This window comes from Belnapia sp. (assembly GCF_059504005.1).
This window is the reverse complement of the sequence record NZ_JCACHU010000089.1, coordinates 16,179-30,798: the sequence shown is the minus strand read 5'-3', so window position 1 is coordinate 30,798 and position 14,620 is coordinate 16,179. Positions and strand designations below refer to the sequence as shown.

The following is a 14,620-nucleotide window of genomic DNA, read 5'->3' as shown; positions in this document are numbered from 1 at the left end:
TTAGCGACGCTCCCCGATGGAACCCAACAAACCTGGAACATCCAGGGCCATGGGTGGGTTTCCGCTGAACTCTGCGCCGATCGGAAAACCGGCGATAGGCGTGGGCATGATCTGGGTCGTCCCGGCAGGCTCGACGAGCCCCCCATTCGGCGGGGTGGCAGTCTTGTGACGGCGCCGCGGCTCTCGGCCATCCGATAATGTACCGGAACGAGCTCTTCCGGCGATCATTCCTTTTCGATCGTGCACTGGAGCGGGTGCTGGTTCTGCCGGGCGAGGTCCATCACCTGAGTCACCTTGGTCTCGGCGACCTCATAGGTAAAGACGCCGCAGACGCCGACGCCGCGCCTGTGGACATGGAGCATGATACGGGTCGCCTCCTCCCGGTTCTTCTGGAAGAAGCGTTCGAGGACGTGGACGACGAACTCCATCGGCGTGTAGTCGTCGTTCAGCATCAAGACCTTGTACATGGCCGGCTTCTTGGTGCGCGGCCGGGTCTTCACGACGACGCCGGTATTCGGCGTGGTGTCCCCAGGTGGCGTGCTGGGCGGGGTGGCCCCTTCGATCAACGGCTTGTCCTGAGCGATCATGAGCTTCCTGGTGGTCAGGCCTCGCCTGCCTTCGGGCATCCGGGCAAGCCGGGCGCGCGGCCCGGCCTCTCGAACAGGATATCGCCCCGGATGGCATGAGGTGAAGGGCTAAGCAGGGCGGTCGCGCAGGATATGGTCAGCGGGCGCCCCGGAAAAAGCCCTGAAACATGAAGGGCCCGGCCCGGCACCCCCAGGACGGGGATGCCGGGGCCGGGCCCCAGCTCGTCCGGCCCCGAGGGGCCGGGCGGGGTCAGGCCGCGATCGGCTTCGACATCGTCTCGACCGCAACCTGCATGCGGGCGGTGATCGGCGCGAAGGTCGCCTCGGCCAGCTTCAGCGAGGCCTCCTGCAGCTTGGTGGTCTCGGAGAGGGTCTTCTCCATCGCGCTGCGGGCGTAGGAGGTCTGGATCTCGGTCGCCTCCTTCAGGCTCTTCACCGTGGAGAGCGCGCGGGCGCTGGCGATCGCGTGCTCGCTGAGGCTCTGCATCATGGCGAGCGTCTGCTTGGAGAGGTCCTGCACGCCGGTCATGTAGACCTGCGCGGCCTTCGCCATCGCCTCGGCATTGCCGCGGTTGAACTCGGCGGCCTGCTCGGCGGCCTTCATCATGCCTTCGGTAGCCTTAGTCGCCTGCTCCATCGTCTTCTCCATCGTCGCATGCGCCGGGGCGGCGCTTTCCTGGACAACCTTCTGGGTATTCGCGGCGCCGGTCGCGGCAGCCTCGTTCACCAGCTTCTTCACATCGGCCAGCTTGGCCTCGGAAACTACCGCCATCGCCTTGCTCCTCAATGGGTTGAGGCGTAGCCCGGGTCACTGACGACCCGGAGAGCACGCCTTTTGCTGCGCTGCAACATGACGCTATGTAGGTCGGGGCCCGGGGCTTTAGCAAGCCTCTATCGCGCCGCAACATCACTCTGTCGTGAGATAGGTCCCGGATCTTGGGACGGCTCCCGAGGCCGACACCCGAAGATTCCGTGCCACCTATGAAACAAGGCCAGTAACTCCCTGCTTTCCTGTGGTTCTTATCCCATTCCAGTGGACAAGGAGCCTTACGAAGGCGTAGCTTATCCTCGATTCGCAGGTCGGCCGGGGGGCATGGGCCGCGTATCGGGGGATTGGTATGTTGGGGACCTGCGCATCGCGCTTCGGGGCCGTCATGGCCCTTGCCGTCACCTGTGGCCTGGCCACGGCCCCACCCGCCCGGGCGCAGATCGGCAGCGAGCGATACGCCGCCATCGTCACCGATGCCCGCAGCGGCAACGTGCTGATCGCCGCCAGCCCGGACGAGCAGCGCTACCCGGCCTCGCTGACCAAGATGATGACCGTCTACCTTGCCTTCGACGCGCTGCGCGATGGCCGCGTCACCCTCGACACCCCGATCCGCGTCTCGGCCAATGCCGCCTCCATGGCGCCGTCGCGCCTTGGCCTCACCGCGGGCATGACGCTGACGGTGGAGGAGGCGATCCTCGCCCTCGTCACCAAGTCGGCCAATGACGCGGCGGCGGCGCTCGGCGAGTTCCTCGGTGGTGGCAGCGAGGACCGCTTCGCCCAGCTGATGACCATGAAGGCCCGGGCGCTTGGGATGACGCGCACCACCTTCCGCAACGCCTCCGGTCTTCCTGATCTCGACCAGGTGACGACGGCGCGCGACATGGCGCTGCTCGGCCGGCGGCTGATGCAGGACTTCCCGGAGCGGTACACCTTCTTCTCCACCCCGCATTTCGTCTTCCGGGGCCGGACCCATTGGAACCACAACCGCCTCCTCCAGGAGTATGACGGGGCGGACGGCATCAAGACCGGCTACGTGAACGACAGCGGCTTCAACCTCGTCGCCAGCGCGCAGCGGGACGGGGTGCGGCTGGTGGCCGCCGTCTTCGGCGGGCAGACCGGCCGGGAGCGGGACCGGCACATGATGGCGCTGCTCGACCAGGGCTTCGGCCAGATGGGCGTCGCCGTCGCGGCACGGCGCGCGCCCGCCGTCATGGCTTCGGCCCAGGCAGCCTCGCTGCGGGGCCGGCATGTGCTGGCGACGGCGCAGGCGGCGGCGCCGCGGGCGGGGCGGCGCGTCGCGGTCGCCGCGGCGAAGCCGGAGGTCCGTCCGGCCCGGGCGACGACCCTTGCGGCCCGGCCGGGGCTGCTCCGGGCCGTCGGCACGCGGACGACGTTGCGGCCAGCAGCGCGAATCGAGCAGGGCGACAGCGACAGCCGGGTGGTGGCGCGGCCGCCCAAGCCCGCCGCGCCGACCGTCCGGCACCATCACCGGACGCGCCGGTAGGGCGAACCGCGACCGGCGTCACCGGCTCGCCGGGACCGAGATCCGGCGCCACCTCCGCGGGCCGGGGCGAGCGAGGGCCGCCCCCGCCCCCGTCAGGCCATCGCGCCGCGCGAGGCGACCGGCCAGAGGCACTCCACCCGGCCGCCCCGCACCCCGACATACCAGTCGTAGCGGTCGATCGTCGGGTCGCAATGGCCGGGGACGAGGCGGAGCTTCTCCCCGAGCGCGGGCGGCGCGCCGTCCTCCACCAGCAGCTTGCCGTGCTCGTCGGAGGCGCCGGCGTAGCGGAGGCCGGGGCGGTCCGCGACAAGCGGCAATCCGCTGTCGATCGCCACCGCCTTGTGCCCAGCATCCAGCACGGCGACGCCGGGGATGGCGCGGCTCATCACCGTCGACAGCACGAAGAGGGCATGGCGGAAGGGCGGCGGCTCGGCGTTGCGGGCATAGTCGGCATCCATGAAGGCGTAGGAGCCGGCCTGGATCTCGGTATAGACGCCGCTCGCCAGCTCGTCGCGGAAGGTGCCGGTGCCGCCGCCGCCGACGATGGCGCAGTCGAGGCCCTGCTGACGGAGCTGCTCGACGCTGCGGCGGGTCAGCTCCACCGCATGGGCTATGGCAGCGGCGCGCTCGGCGGGGCCGCGGATGTGCTGGGCGCTGCCGTGGTAGCTCTGAAGGCCGCCGAAGATCAGGTGCGGGCTCTCGGCGATGCGCCGGGCGAGCGCCACGGTGGGCGGCCCGGCCTCGACGCCGCAGCGGGAGGCGCCGCAATCGATCTCGACAAGCGCGGTGATGCGGGTGCCGGCCGCCGCGGCGGCGGCTTCGAGGGACTCGACCTGCTCCGGCCCGTCGACGCAGATGGCGACCCGGCAGATGCGCTGGAGGGCGGCGAGGCGGGCGAGCTTGCGATGGCCGACCACTTGGTTGCTCACCAGGATGTCGGGGATGCCGCCCCAGGCCAGCACCTCTGCCTCGGCGACCTTCTGGACGCATTGGCCGACGGCGCCGCGGGCCATCTGCAGGCGCGCGATGACCGGCGACTTGTGGGTCTTGGCATGGGCGCGGAGCCTGACGCCGGTGCCCTCGAGCAGGCTCGCCATGCGGTCGAGATTGGCCTCGAAGGCGTCGAGGTCGAGCACCAGGGCGGGGGTGTCGACCTCCTGCTCGTGCATGCCGGGTTCGGCGGGCGGGGGCTGCAGCATCAGGGATGGCTCCGGTTGGTCGGGGCCATGGTCAGGCGCGGCCAGCGGCGCGTCCAGCCCTTGGCGGCGGCGCGGGCGGCCATCGCCGCAGCCTTGGCCGGGGAGGTCGGGCGGAGGATGAGGGCGAGGAGGTCCCCGGTGCCGTGCGGCGCCGCGACCTCGATGCCGGTCTCGGTACAGCGGGCGGCGATGGCGGTCGCGGTCTCCGGCCAGTGGGCGATGGCGTCGGCGGCCGAGGCGCAGGGGGCGTCGCCGTTGCGCGCGGCCATGCGGGCCTGGTTGCGGACCGACCAGGGAAAGCCGGGGGCGAGCGCGTACAGGCGGGCCTCGATCGCGGCATCGGCCTCGCGGGTGGCGCGGGCGGAATCGAACCAGACGACGTCGATATCCTCCGGCGGGTTGGTGCCGGAGGCAAAGCCGGAGAGCGCGTCCCAGACCGGGTTGCGGAGCGCGCCGGCGCCGATCCACGCATCGGGCAGGCCCAGGCCGGCAAGGATGCGGAGCGGCGCCAGCAGCTCGGGCCGGGCGGCGATGAAGGCGCCGAGGCCAGCCCCCTCACCCACCCGCGCGCCGCACATCCTTGTAGCGGGCCTTGAGGTCGGCCTTCCACAGCTTGCCGGTCGCGGTGTGCGGCAGGCTCTCGACGAATTCCACCGCGTCGGGGATCCACCACTTCGCCACCTTGCCCTCGTAGAAGGCGAGGATCTCCTCCGCCGTCGGGCTCGCGCCCGGCTTCGGCTGGATGAGGAGCAGCGGGCGCTCGTCCCATTTCGGATGGGCCATGGCGATGACGGCCGCCTCCTGCACCGCCGGGTGGCCCATGATCAGGTTCTCGAGGGTGATGGAGCTGATCCACTCGCCGCCCGACTTGATGACGTCCTTGGCGCGGTCGACGATCTCGATGCAGCCGAGCTCGTCCACCGTCACCACGTCGCCGGTGCGGAACCAGCCATCCTCGGTGAAGGCGGCGTCGCCCGGGCGGTTGAAGTACTGGCCGGCGATCCAGGGGCCACGGACCTCGAGCTCGCCGAAGGCCACGCCGTCATGCGCGATCTCCTGGCCCTGGCCGTCGCGGACCCGGATCTCGACGCCGAAGAGCGGGCGGCCCTGCTTCCGGGCATAGTCGAGGAAGCGGTCGTCGTCCCAGTCCGCATTCTCCGGCTTGCGGGCATTGGTGGTGCCGAGGGGGCTGGTCTCCGTCATGCCCCAGGCATGGAGGATGGAGACGCCGTAGTCCTTGAGGAAGCCGGCATTGATCGCGGTCGGCAGCGCGGTGCCGCCGACGATCAGGCGCGGCGGGTTGGCGAAGCGGCGGGAGGGGTCGGCGCGAAGCCAGTTCAGCAACGCCGTCCAGATGGTCGGCACGCCGGCGGAGACGGTGACGCGCTCCTCCTCGAACAGGCGATGCAGGCTCGCCGGGTCGAGCTTCGGCCCGGGGAGGATGAGAGAGGCGCCGGCCGCCGCCGCCGAATAGGGGATGCCCCAGGCATTGACATGGAACATCGGCACCACCGGCAGCACCACATCCTGCGCGCCGATGTTGAAGCAGTCCTTCTGCAAGGTGCTGATGGCGTGGATGAGGGTGGAGCGGTGGCTGTAGAGCACGCCCTTCGGCTCGCCCGTGGTGCCCGAGGTGTAGCAGAGCGAGGAGGCGCTGCGCTCGTCGAGTTCGGGCCAGGGGAAGCTGGTGGGCTGGCCGGCGATCAGGCTCTCCTGCGCCAGCAGCTCGAAGCGGCCGCGAAGGGGGCAGTTGGCCGGGATGTCGGCCTCCGTCCCCATGACGATGATGGCGCGGAGGCTGGGCGGCAGCTTGTCGGCCAGCGCCTCGGCGCCGGCGAGCAGGGTCGGGTCCACCAGCAGGTGGGTGTCCTCGGCATCGGCCAGGATATAGGCGATCTGGCCGGGAAACAGGCGCGGGTTCACCGTATGGAGGACGGCGCCCATGGAGGAGATGGCGTAGTAGGCCTCGAGGTGGCGGTGCTCGTTCCAGGCGAGCGTCGCTATGCGCTCGCCGGGCTGGACGCCGCGGGCGGCAAGGGCGTGGGCCAACTGGGCGGCGCGGGCCGCGATCTCGGCCCAGGTGTGGCGCACCAGCGTGCCGTCGGGCCGGGCGGAGACGACGCGGGAGCCCTGGTGGTGGCGGGCGGCGTGTTCCAGCAGGCTCGAGATCAGCAGCGGTCGGTCCTGCATCAGGCCCAGCATCGTGGATGTCTCCCCCGAACGATTGGTTGGGGAGACTATCGCGGCTGGGGCCTTACCGGTGCAAGTCCGTCAGATCCGGCCGGACCACATGTCGCCCATGAAGCGGTCCTGGACGCGGCTCGGGAAGCGGATGCAGGCGCTGGCGGGGTAGTGGGTCAGCTCGCCGAACCAGGGCCTGCCCCCGGCGAGGTAGAGGTCGACCCGGACAAAGTCGAAATCCTCGCCGAGGCGGGAGGCGATGGCGGCGAGCTCCCGGGCCTCGGGCGGCGGCGTGTAGGGGACGGGGCCGCGCCAGCCGCCACCCATGAAGGGCAGCGGCCGCAGGTCGTCCGGCGCGTAGAAGCGGTAGCCGTACTGCTCCGTCCCGCGGTCGAGATGGATGCTGAGCAGGCGCGCGCGGCCGCGGAAGACGTAGAATTTGAAATCCTCCGGCACGCCGCTCGGGCGGTCGCCGGTGATGAGCGATTCGGCCATGAGGCGCGGGCGGAGGTTGCGGTAGCCCCATTCCCCGGTCCGCCGGTAGTGGTCCTCGGCGAGCCAGGCATTCGCCTCGCGGATGGCGGCGGCCCGGTCGAGCGCCGCCTTGTCGCGCACCAGCAGGTTCATCTGCCAGCCATGCGAGGCCTTGAGGGCGAACTGCTCCGGCATGTCGTCCCACGGGATGTCCTCGGCGCGCTCCCAGACACCATGGAGCGGGAGGAGGAGGTCGGATCCGGCCTTGGCGGCCACGTAGTCGCGGGCCGTGACCTTGTCCGTCGTCAGCGGGATGAGCGGGTTGCGATCGTTGAGTATTTTCCAGGCAACGTGCTCGTTGAAGGTGCGCGGCCGGCGGAGGTTGGGGGTATAGCCGAGCGCAGCCTCCATGCGCCGGACCAGGCGCCGGGTCGCGCGGGGCCGGTCGAGGAAGGGGATGGCGTCGGCGGCGCGGCGAAGGGCGGCGGGAATGGTCTGACGTAGCCCTTCGACAGCGGCACGGGCGGGGGCGGCGATCTCCACCGGGCCGAGTGGCGCCTCGCCCCGGAACCCGGGGGGATGCTCAAGCGGATGCCCACTGGACTGCAGGATCGCGGACATGGACGTACCTCGTTATGCCCAAACCTTAAGCTTCGGGGGGCAGGCAGGGCAGTCTCTTTTAATAGGCTTGTCCGGGATGTTACCGGCACTATCCGCATGACAGACCGTCAATCTCGGTTACAGACTATTTCATTCTGAAATCCATCGGTTTGTTGCGGACCGATCGGTTGCGTAGCTATTTCGAAGCCGCATAGTCACAACATGGATGAACAGTAACATTCCCTAGTCGGGGCGGATGTCGGCCTCGCGGATCAGGCGGCTCCAGAGGGCGGTGTCCTGCTGCAGCAGGCTGGCCAGGGCAGTGGCATCGCCGGTGGTGAGCGCGACGCCCTGCTGCGCCAGGCGGGCGCGCAGCTCGGCATCCTCGGTGGCGGCGCGGAGCGCGACGCCGAGGCGGGCGAGGATGGGGGCCGGAGTGCCGGCGGGGGCGAAGAGGCCCTGCCAGAAAACGGCGTCGAAGCCTGGCAGCGCCTCGGCGACGGGCGGCAGGTCGGGGAGGAGCGGCTCGCGGTTGGCGGAGGAGATGGCGAGGCCACGGGTGGCGCCCTCCTGCAGGGCCGGCAGGGCCTCCTGCACGGCCTGGAACATTGCCCCGATGCGGCCGGCGCGAAGGTCGAGCAGCGCCGGGGCGCCGCCGCGATAGGGGATGTGCGTCACCTCGATCCCGGCCCGCTGGGCGAAGAGGGCCATCGACAGGTGGTTCACCGCGCCGGTGCCGCTGCTGCCGAAATTGAGCCGGCCGGGATTGGCGCGGCACCAGGCGATCAGCTCCGCCGTGCTGTGCGCCGGCACGCTCGGATGGACATGGAGCACGAAGGCGCTGCGGAAGACCAGGCCGACCGGCGCCAGCTCCCGCATCGGCTCGCGGGGGGTGAGGCTCGGCTGGAGGGCCGGGTTGATCGCCAGCGACGAGGTGCCCATCAGCAGCACGTAGCCATCCGGCCGGGCCGCCGCCGCGGCGGTGTTGGCGACCGAGGTCGCGCCGCCGACCCGGTTCTCGACCACGACGGGCACGCCGAGCTCGCGGGCCATGCGCTCGGCCACCGCCCGGGAGGTGATGTCGGTCACCCCGCCCGGGGCATAGCCGGAATAGACGGCGACCGCGCGGGCGGGAAAGGCGTCCTGCGCCCGGGCCACCCCTCCGGCGAGCAGCATCGGCAAGGCAAGCACGCTGCGGCGGTGCGGCATCGGTTTCCTCCTGTGGTTGCGCGGAGGCTGGGCCGGCGAAGGGGCCTTGGCAAGGGACATGGGGATGTCATCGATGCGTCATCCGTTTGTCACCCGGCATTGGTAGAGGCGGCGCAACGCCCAGACGGGAGAGACCCCCATGCTGACCCGCCGCCATCTCGCCGGCCTCCTCGCCGGGGCCGCCCTGCTGCCGGGCGCCGCCCTCGCCCAGCGCCGCACGCTCGATGCCGCCACGGCCATGCCGGCCGCCGGCGAGCGCGCCTGGAAGGCACAGATTCCGGTGCTGCGCATCGGCCTGCTCGGCGGCGAGAACGAGAGCGACCGGATGGGGCGGTTCAGCGGCTACCAGAAGCTGCTGGAGGAGACCTTCAAGGTCCCGGTGCGGCTCTTCCCGGCCTCCGACTATGCCGGCGTGCTGCAGGCCTTCAGCGCCAGGCAGATCGAGATGGCGGGGCTCGGCGCCTCCGCCTATGCCGGCGCCTGGCTCGACACCAATGGCGGCATCGAGCCGATCGTGGTGCCGGAGGAGAGCGACGGCTCCGTCTCCTACATCTCGGTCATGGTGGTGCGGGCCGACAGCGGCATCACCAGCCTCGAGCAGATGCGCGGCAAGTCGCTGGCCTGGGCGGACCCGAACTCCACCTCGGGCTACCTGATCCCGCGCTTCGCGCTGCGCCAGGGGGGGATCGACCCCGAGGGCAGCAAGTACTTCTCGCGCACCGGCTTCGCCGGCGGGCACGAGCAGGGCGTCGTCGCCGTGCTGCAGAGGCAGTATGATGCGGCAGTGACCTGGGCCTCCGGCCAGGGCAACGAGGCCGAGGGCTTCAGCCGCGGCAACCTGCACGCCATGGTCGAGAAGAAGATGCTCGACATGAAGGACCTCCGCATCATCTGGCGCTCCACCCCGATCCCGAACGGGCCGACCGCGGTGCGGACCGACCTGCCGGCGGAATTCAAGGAGGACATGACGCTCTTCCACCTGGCGCTGCCGAAGTCGCACCCCGCCATCTACCGCGACGTCGAGCGCGGCGGCGGCACCGGGTACCGCGAGGCGAAGCACGAGGACTTCCAGCTGATCGTCGACCTCCGCAAGGCCGAGGCCAACGAGCGGCGGCGCCGGTCCTGAGCGGGGAATGATCGTGGGGTTGCGGCAGGCGGCGGCGCCGGATCGGGAGGCCGCGGCCTTGGGGAATGCGCGCGGCATGCTGGCATTGCAGGGGCTGACCCGGCGCTTCGGCGCGAAGGTCGCGGTCGATCACGTGGACCTCGAGGTGCCGGCAGGGCAGATGGTCGGCATCATCGGCCGCTCGGGCGCCGGCAAGTCCACCCTGCTGCGGATGATCAACCGCCTCGAGACGGCCAGCGACGGCCGGATCCTCTCGGGCGGACGGGAGGTCACGGCGCTCCAGGGCCGGGCGCTGCGCGAGTGGCGGCGCGACTGCGCCATGGTCTTCCAGCAATTCAACCTGGTGCAGCGGCTCGACGTGCTGACCAACGTGCTGATCGGGCGGCTCGCCTGGCAGCGCGGCTGGCGGGCGGCGATGGTGCTGGTCGGCGCCCGCTTCACCGCGGAGGAGCGGGCGATGGCGCTGGCCGCGCTCGACCGTTTCGGCCTCGCCGACACCGCCCTGCAGCGGGCGGAGACGCTCTCGGGCGGGCAGCAGCAGCGCGCGGCGCTCTGCCGGGCGCTGCTGCAGGAGCCGCGGCTGGTGCTGGCGGACGAGCCGGTCGCCTCGCTCGACCCGCGCAACGCGCAGCTGGTGATGGATGCATTGCGCGACGTGAACCGCCGCGACGGGCTGACGGTGTTGGTCAACCTGCACCACCTCGACACGGCGCGGGAGTATTGCGACCGGATCGTCGCCATGCAGGCGGGCAAGGTCGTGTTCGACGGCGCGCCGGCGGCGCTGACGGCCGAGCGGGTGCGGGCGATCTACGGCGTCACGGAGCAGGAATTCGCCGCCGAGGCGGAGGCGCGGCTGCGGCCGGCCCAGCCCGCCCCGGCGCGGCTGGCGCTGGCATAGTCCGGACTTTCGGGACCGCGATGGCGATGCGATACGCGGGCCGGGGCGCCGCCGGGATGGACGGCAAGGTCATCACCGATGGGCAGCGGCAGGAGGCGGCGATGCGCCGGCAGCGCCGGTGAACGCGGGTGCCGTCCTCCGCGGCGAGGAGGCATACCGAGCGGCGGTACGGCAGAAGCGGCGGGCGACGCTGCTCGGGCTGCTGATCCTCGGCCTCTGCCTCCTGCTCTCGGCCAGGCTGAGCGAGGCCTATCCGGCGACGCTGCTCGCCGGCCTGCCGCGCATCGGCGAGTATTTCGGGCGCATCCTGCCGACGCTGCGCTGGGAAGCGCTGCTCGGCGGCACCGAGACGGAGGGCAGCCTCGCCTTCTGGATGTACCGCCTGGACAGTTGGGCCTGGCTGCTGCTCGAGACGGCGAACATGGCGGCGCTGGCGACGCTGATGGGGGTCGGGGCGGCGCTGCTGCTGGCCTTCCCGGCGGCGCGGAACCTCGGCGCCGGGCGCCTCCTCAACATCGCGGCGCGGCGGCTGCTGGAGGCGATGCGGACGGTGCCCGAGATCGTCTATGCGCTGATCTTCGTCTGGGCCTTCGGCGTCGGGGCGCTGGCGGGCATCCTCGCCATCGCGCTGCACACCGCCGGGGCCTGCGGCAAACTCTTCGCCGAGAGCATCGAGAATACCGGGCTCGGCGCCTGGGCCGGGGTGCGCTCGGCGGGCGGCAACTGGGTGCAGGCCTGCCGCTTCGCCGTGCTGCCGCAGGTGGCGCCGAACCTGCTGAGCTATGCCCTGCTGCGCTTCGAGATCAACCTGCGCTCGGCCAGCGTCATCGGCTTCGTCGGCGCCGGCGGGATCGGGGAGGAGCTCTACAAGGTGATCTCCTTCAACTACTACGAGGAGATCAGCGCCATCCTGCTGCTGATCATCCTCGCCGTCTTCGCCATCGACATGCTGTCGGAGCGGCTGCGGCACCGCGTCATCGGGGCGATGCAGTGAGCGGGGCGCCCGAGATCGCGGCCTGGCGGGCGCGCATCCCCGGCGCCTTCGGCGGCACGCCGCGCGGGCGGCTGCTGAAGGCGCTCGGCTGGGCGGCCTTCCTCGCCTGGCTGGGCTGGGCGCTCTGGCATTTCGACTTCGCGCCGGGGCGGCTGTGGAACGGGCTCACGGGGCTGGCCGTCATCCTCCGGCTGATGGTGCCGCCCTCGCCGGGCGAGCTCTGGCTGGACATCCTCCAGGGGCTGGCCGAGAGCGTCGCCATGGCCTTCCTCGGCACCTTCGTCGCGGCGCTGATCGCCCTGCCGCTTGGCTTCCTCGGGGCCGGGAACGTGGTGACGAACACGCTCTTCCGCTTCTCGCTGCGGCGCGTCTTCGACGGGTTCCGCGGGGTGGACCAGCTGATCTGGGCGCTGGCCTTCGTGCGCGCGGTGGGGCTCGGGCCGCTGGCGGGCGTCCTCGCCATCGCCACCGCCGACGTGGCGGTGCTGGCCAAGCTCAATGCCGAGGCGATCGAGAATGCCGAGCGGCGGCAGGTGGAGGGGGTGACGGCGGCGGGGGGCGGGTTCCTCGCCCGGCTCCGCTTCGGCCTGCTGCCGCAGGTGCTGCCGGTGGTGCTGGCGCAGGCGCTCTACTTCTTCGAGAGCAACACCCGCTCGGCGGCGATCCTCGGCGTGGTGGGCGCGGGCGGGATCGGGCTGCAGATCTCGGAGCGCATCCGCGTCCGCCACTGGGACGAGGTGGCCTTCATCATCCTGCTGATGGTGGCGACGGTGGCGGCGATCGACTGGGTCTCGGCCAGGCTCAGGCGGCGGCTAATCGGGGGCGGGTGAGGCTTGCCGGCGGGCGGCGCTTCGTGCTGCAACCGCACCCAAATCCCCGCCGAGGAAAGCCGATCATGCCCATCCCGCGCCGCGCGCTGCTGGCTGTCGCCCCTGCCCTGCTGGCCGCCCCCGCCCTGGCCCAGGCGCCCTGGCCGGAGCGGCCGCTCCGGCTCGTCGTCCCCTTCCCCGGCGGCTCGACGCCGGACATCGCCGGCCGGGCGGTGGCGGCGCATTACGGCCAGGTGCTGGGGCAGTCCTGCGTCGTCGAGAACCGCGCCGGCGCCGGGGGCAATATCGGCACGGAGACGGTGGCGAAGGCAGCGGACGGGCACACAATCGGGGTTTCCATCAACGGCCCGCTGACGACGGCGCCGGCGCTCTATCCGAACCTCGCCTACGACCCGGCGCGGGACGTCGCGCCGATCTCGCTGCTGATGCGGGGGGCGCAGCTGCTGGTGGTCCGGTCGGGCCTGCCCTTCACCGGCCTCGGCGACTTCCTGGCGGCGGTGAAGGCCGAGCCAGGGAAGTACAGCTTCGGCTCGGTGGGCTCCGGCTCGGGCGGGCACCTGGCGATGATGGACCTGCTGGCCCGGGCGGGCGGGGAGATGCTGCACGTCCCCTATCGCGGCTTCCCGCCGGCGGTGGTCGACCTCGTCGCCAGGCGGATCGACGCCATGGTGATCATCGCCGCCGGCATCCTGCCGCAGCTGCGCGAGGGGCAGGCGCGGGCCCTGGCGGTGACCGCCGAGGCGCGCATCCCCCAGGCGCCGGAGGTGCCGACGCTGGCCGAGGCGGGAATCGCCGGCGCGGCGAGCTATGCCTGGATCGGCCTGATCGGGCCCGCCTCGACGCCCGCGGAGCGGGTGGCGCGGCTGGCGGCGGAGGCGCAGCGGGCGCTCGCCGTGCCGGAGGCGCGCAGGGCGCTCGAGACGGCGGGCTTCGAGGTGGTGGCGAGCAGCCCGGAGGAGCTGCGCGCCTTCATGGCCGCCGAGGCGGAGCGCTGGGGCGGGCTGATCCGCCGCCTGGGGATCAGGGCCGAGGCCTGATCCCCTCCCCGCTCACAGGGCGCGGGTGCGCCAGAGGCTGAGCGCGATGGAGCCGCCGATGATGCTGCCGGTCAGCAGCAGGGCCCATTCCACCGGCACCGCCTTGCCGCCGGCCCAGTAGTTGGCCAGCATCTTGGCGCCCACGATCATCAGCACGATCGACAGCCCGTGCTTCAGGTAGCGGAAGCGGTGGATGATGCCGGCGAGGGCGAAGTACATCGCGCGCAGGCCGAGGATGGCGAAGACATTGGCCGTGTAGACGATGAACGGGTCGGTGGTGACGGCGAAGATCGCCGGGATGCTGTCGAGGGCGAAGACCAGGTCGGTCAGCTCGACCAGGATCAGCACCAGGGCGAGCGGCGTCAGCATCCAGCGCCCCGCCTCCCGCACCGTGAAGGCGGTGCCGCGGAAGCCGTCGCTCACCGGCAGGCGGCGCTGCAGGAAGCGCAGGACGGGGTTGTCGCGCGGATCGCCCTCCGGCGCGTTGACGGATTGCAGCATCTTCCAGCCGCTGAAGACGAGGAAGAGGCCGAAGACGATCATCAGCCAGTCGAACTCGCGCAGCAGGCTGGTGCCGAGCAGGATCATCGCCGCGCGCATCGCCAGCGCGCCGAGGATGCCCCAGAACAGCACCCGGTGCTGGTAGGCGGCGGGGACGCCGAATTTGGCGAAGATCAGGACGAAGACGAAGATGTTGTCGACCGAGAGCGACCACTCGATGACGTAGCCGGTCAGGAATTCGAGGGCGCGGGTCTGCCGCCCCTCCTCCGGCCCGTAGCCGGTCCAGAGCCAGGCGAAGAAGCCGAGCGCGAGGCCGACATAGGCAGCCGACTTCCAGAGCGCGGTGCGGACCGGCACGGGGGCCGGCTGGCCATCGGCGCCGCGGCGGGCGAAGACGCCGAGATCGAGCAGCAGAAGGCCGAGAACGGCCGCGTTGAACCAGACCCAGAACCAGACGGACGGCTCCATCGCCGGAGAGCTCCTCACTGGCGCGATGGGCTGGCCTTCCAGGTAACGATGGGGCCCGATCGCGCGACGTTGCACGCGATCCGACATCGCTCACCCGGCAGCGGGCCGAGGCCCGGCGCCGGGCGGCCAGAGGGGCCCGGATCGGCGTCGAGATGGCTCCGGCCGATGCCGGTTTCAAGCCCGTTGTCGCCAGGACCCCGCCACGCCATCTGCGGGTTTGCTCTACGGATGCCGGGGCAGTAG

At 71.3% G+C, this 14,620-nt stretch carries 14 protein-coding genes; 6 read left to right on the top strand and 8 right to left on the bottom strand.

What is annotated here, in order from left to right:
* Positions 1 to 224: 224 nt before the first annotated feature.
* Positions 225 to 566 carry an ATP-dependent Clp protease adapter ClpS gene (gene clpS / locus AC5JJ1_RS13025; RefSeq protein WP_495785533.1) on the bottom strand — a complete coding sequence of 114 codons (342 nt, stop codon included), beginning with the start codon at positions 564 to 566 and terminating at the stop codon, positions 225 to 227.
* A 271-nt stretch (positions 567 to 837) separates the two neighbouring features.
* Positions 838 to 1,359, bottom strand: coding sequence for a phasin family protein (locus tag AC5JJ1_RS13020; RefSeq protein ID WP_495785532.1), 522 nt, complete (start codon positions 1,357 to 1,359; stop codon positions 838 to 840).
* Between the two features lie 346 nt (positions 1,360 to 1,705).
* On the opposite strand from AC5JJ1_RS13020, the gene AC5JJ1_RS13015 reads away from it, so the two are divergent.
* The gene (locus AC5JJ1_RS13015; RefSeq protein WP_495785531.1) at positions 1,706 to 2,860 is read left to right on the top strand and encodes a D-alanyl-D-alanine carboxypeptidase family protein; all 1,155 of its coding nucleotides are present in this window, start codon (positions 1,706 to 1,708) and stop codon (positions 2,858 to 2,860) included.
* A 92-nt stretch (positions 2,861 to 2,952) separates the two neighbouring features.
* Here the strand turns inward: AC5JJ1_RS13015 and AC5JJ1_RS13010 are convergent, their stop codons facing one another.
* From AC5JJ1_RS13010 to AC5JJ1_RS12990, 5 genes are all read right to left on the bottom strand, one after another.
* The gene (locus AC5JJ1_RS13010) at positions 2,953 to 4,059 is read right to left on the bottom strand and encodes a DSD1 family PLP-dependent enzyme (protein WP_495785530.1); all 1,107 of its coding nucleotides are present in this window, start codon (positions 4,057 to 4,059) and stop codon (positions 2,953 to 2,955) included.
* A complete protein-coding gene (locus tag AC5JJ1_RS13005; protein WP_495785529.1) occupies positions 4,059 to 4,622 on the bottom strand; it encodes a nucleotidyltransferase family protein in 564 nt (187 codons plus the stop codon). The genes AC5JJ1_RS13010 and AC5JJ1_RS13005 overlap by 1 nt, the downstream gene beginning before the upstream one ends.
* Positions 4,615 to 6,249 (bottom strand): long-chain fatty acid--CoA ligase, encoded by a 1,635-nt coding sequence (locus AC5JJ1_RS13000; RefSeq protein ID WP_495785528.1) that lies wholly within the window; start codon positions 6,247 to 6,249, stop codon positions 4,615 to 4,617. Before AC5JJ1_RS13000 ends, AC5JJ1_RS13005 begins: the two co-directional genes overlap by 8 nt.
* A gap of 81 nt (positions 6,250 to 6,330) precedes the next feature.
* The gene (locus AC5JJ1_RS12995) at positions 6,331 to 7,335 is read right to left on the bottom strand and encodes an ATP-grasp fold amidoligase family protein (protein WP_495785527.1); all 1,005 of its coding nucleotides are present in this window, start codon (positions 7,333 to 7,335) and stop codon (positions 6,331 to 6,333) included.
* A 222-nt stretch (positions 7,336 to 7,557) separates the two neighbouring features.
* Positions 7,558 to 8,523, bottom strand: coding sequence for a Bug family tripartite tricarboxylate transporter substrate binding protein (locus tag AC5JJ1_RS12990; protein WP_495785526.1), 966 nt, complete (start codon positions 8,521 to 8,523; stop codon positions 7,558 to 7,560).
* A 139-nt stretch (positions 8,524 to 8,662) separates the two neighbouring features.
* Here AC5JJ1_RS12990 and phnD point away from each other — a divergent pair, with 139 nt between their 5' ends.
* The 5 genes from phnD to AC5JJ1_RS12965 all read left to right on the top strand — a co-directional run bounded on the left by phnD (position 8,663) and on the right by AC5JJ1_RS12965 (position 13,408).
* Positions 8,663 to 9,649, top strand: a complete 987-nt coding sequence (gene phnD, locus AC5JJ1_RS12985; RefSeq protein ID WP_495785525.1) for a phosphate/phosphite/phosphonate ABC transporter substrate-binding protein — start codon at positions 8,663 to 8,665, stop codon at positions 9,647 to 9,649.
* A 7-nt stretch (positions 9,650 to 9,656) separates the two neighbouring features.
* Entirely contained in the window at positions 9,657 to 10,547 is an 891-nt protein-coding gene (gene phnC / locus AC5JJ1_RS12980) for a phosphonate ABC transporter ATP-binding protein (protein WP_495785524.1), read from the top strand.
* A gap of 118 nt (positions 10,548 to 10,665) precedes the next feature.
* Positions 10,666 to 11,541, top strand: coding sequence for a phosphonate ABC transporter, permease protein PhnE (gene phnE / locus AC5JJ1_RS12975; protein ID WP_495785523.1), 876 nt, complete (start codon positions 10,666 to 10,668; stop codon positions 11,539 to 11,541).
* On the top strand, positions 11,538 to 12,371 hold the full coding sequence (gene phnE, locus AC5JJ1_RS12970) for a phosphonate ABC transporter, permease protein PhnE (RefSeq protein ID WP_495785522.1): 834 nt from the start codon (positions 11,538 to 11,540) through the stop codon (positions 12,369 to 12,371). The genes phnE (AC5JJ1_RS12975) and phnE (AC5JJ1_RS12970) overlap by 4 nt, the downstream gene beginning before the upstream one ends.
* Before the next feature lie 65 nt (positions 12,372 to 12,436).
* Positions 12,437 to 13,408 carry a Bug family tripartite tricarboxylate transporter substrate binding protein gene (locus tag AC5JJ1_RS12965; protein ID WP_495785521.1) on the top strand — a complete coding sequence of 324 codons (972 nt, stop codon included), beginning with the start codon at positions 12,437 to 12,439 and terminating at the stop codon, positions 13,406 to 13,408.
* 12 nt (positions 13,409 to 13,420) lie between these two features.
* Here the strand turns inward: AC5JJ1_RS12965 and AC5JJ1_RS12960 are convergent, their stop codons facing one another.
* Entirely contained in the window at positions 13,421 to 14,377 is a 957-nt protein-coding gene (locus AC5JJ1_RS12960; RefSeq protein ID WP_495785520.1) for a TerC family protein, read from the bottom strand.
* Positions 14,378 to 14,620: the final 243 nt, after the last annotated feature.

Excerpts from the sequence above, each read along its gene's own strand:
- AC5JJ1_RS12990 (WP_495785526.1), bottom strand. The coding sequence starts at position 8,523 with ATGCCGCACCGCCGCAGCGTGCTTGCCTTGCCGATGCTGCTCGCCGGA.
- AC5JJ1_RS13020 (WP_495785532.1), bottom strand. The coding sequence starts at position 1,359 with ATGGCGGTAGTTTCCGAGGCCAAGCTGGCCGATGTGAAGAAGCTGGTG.
- AC5JJ1_RS13015 (WP_495785531.1), top strand. The coding sequence starts at position 1,706 with ATGTTGGGGACCTGCGCATCGCGCTTCGGGGCCGTCATGGCCCTTGCC.
- AC5JJ1_RS12965 (WP_495785521.1), top strand. The coding sequence starts at position 12,437 with ATGCCCATCCCGCGCCGCGCGCTGCTGGCTGTCGCCCCTGCCCTGCTG.
- AC5JJ1_RS12960 (WP_495785520.1), bottom strand. The coding sequence starts at position 14,377 with ATGGAGCCGTCCGTCTGGTTCTGGGTCTGGTTCAACGCGGCCGTTCTC.
- phnC (WP_495785524.1), top strand. The coding sequence starts at position 9,657 with ATGATCGTGGGGTTGCGGCAGGCGGCGGCGCCGGATCGGGAGGCCGCG.
- AC5JJ1_RS13010 (WP_495785530.1), bottom strand. The coding sequence starts at position 4,059 with ATGCTGCAGCCCCCGCCCGCCGAACCCGGCATGCACGAGCAGGAGGTC.
- AC5JJ1_RS12995 (WP_495785527.1), bottom strand. The coding sequence starts at position 7,335 with ATGTCCGCGATCCTGCAGTCCAGTGGGCATCCGCTTGAGCATCCCCCC.
- phnD (WP_495785525.1), top strand. The coding sequence starts at position 8,663 with ATGCTGACCCGCCGCCATCTCGCCGGCCTCCTCGCCGGGGCCGCCCTG.
- AC5JJ1_RS13000 (WP_495785528.1), bottom strand. The coding sequence starts at position 6,249 with ATGCAGGACCGACCGCTGCTGATCTCGAGCCTGCTGGAACACGCCGCC.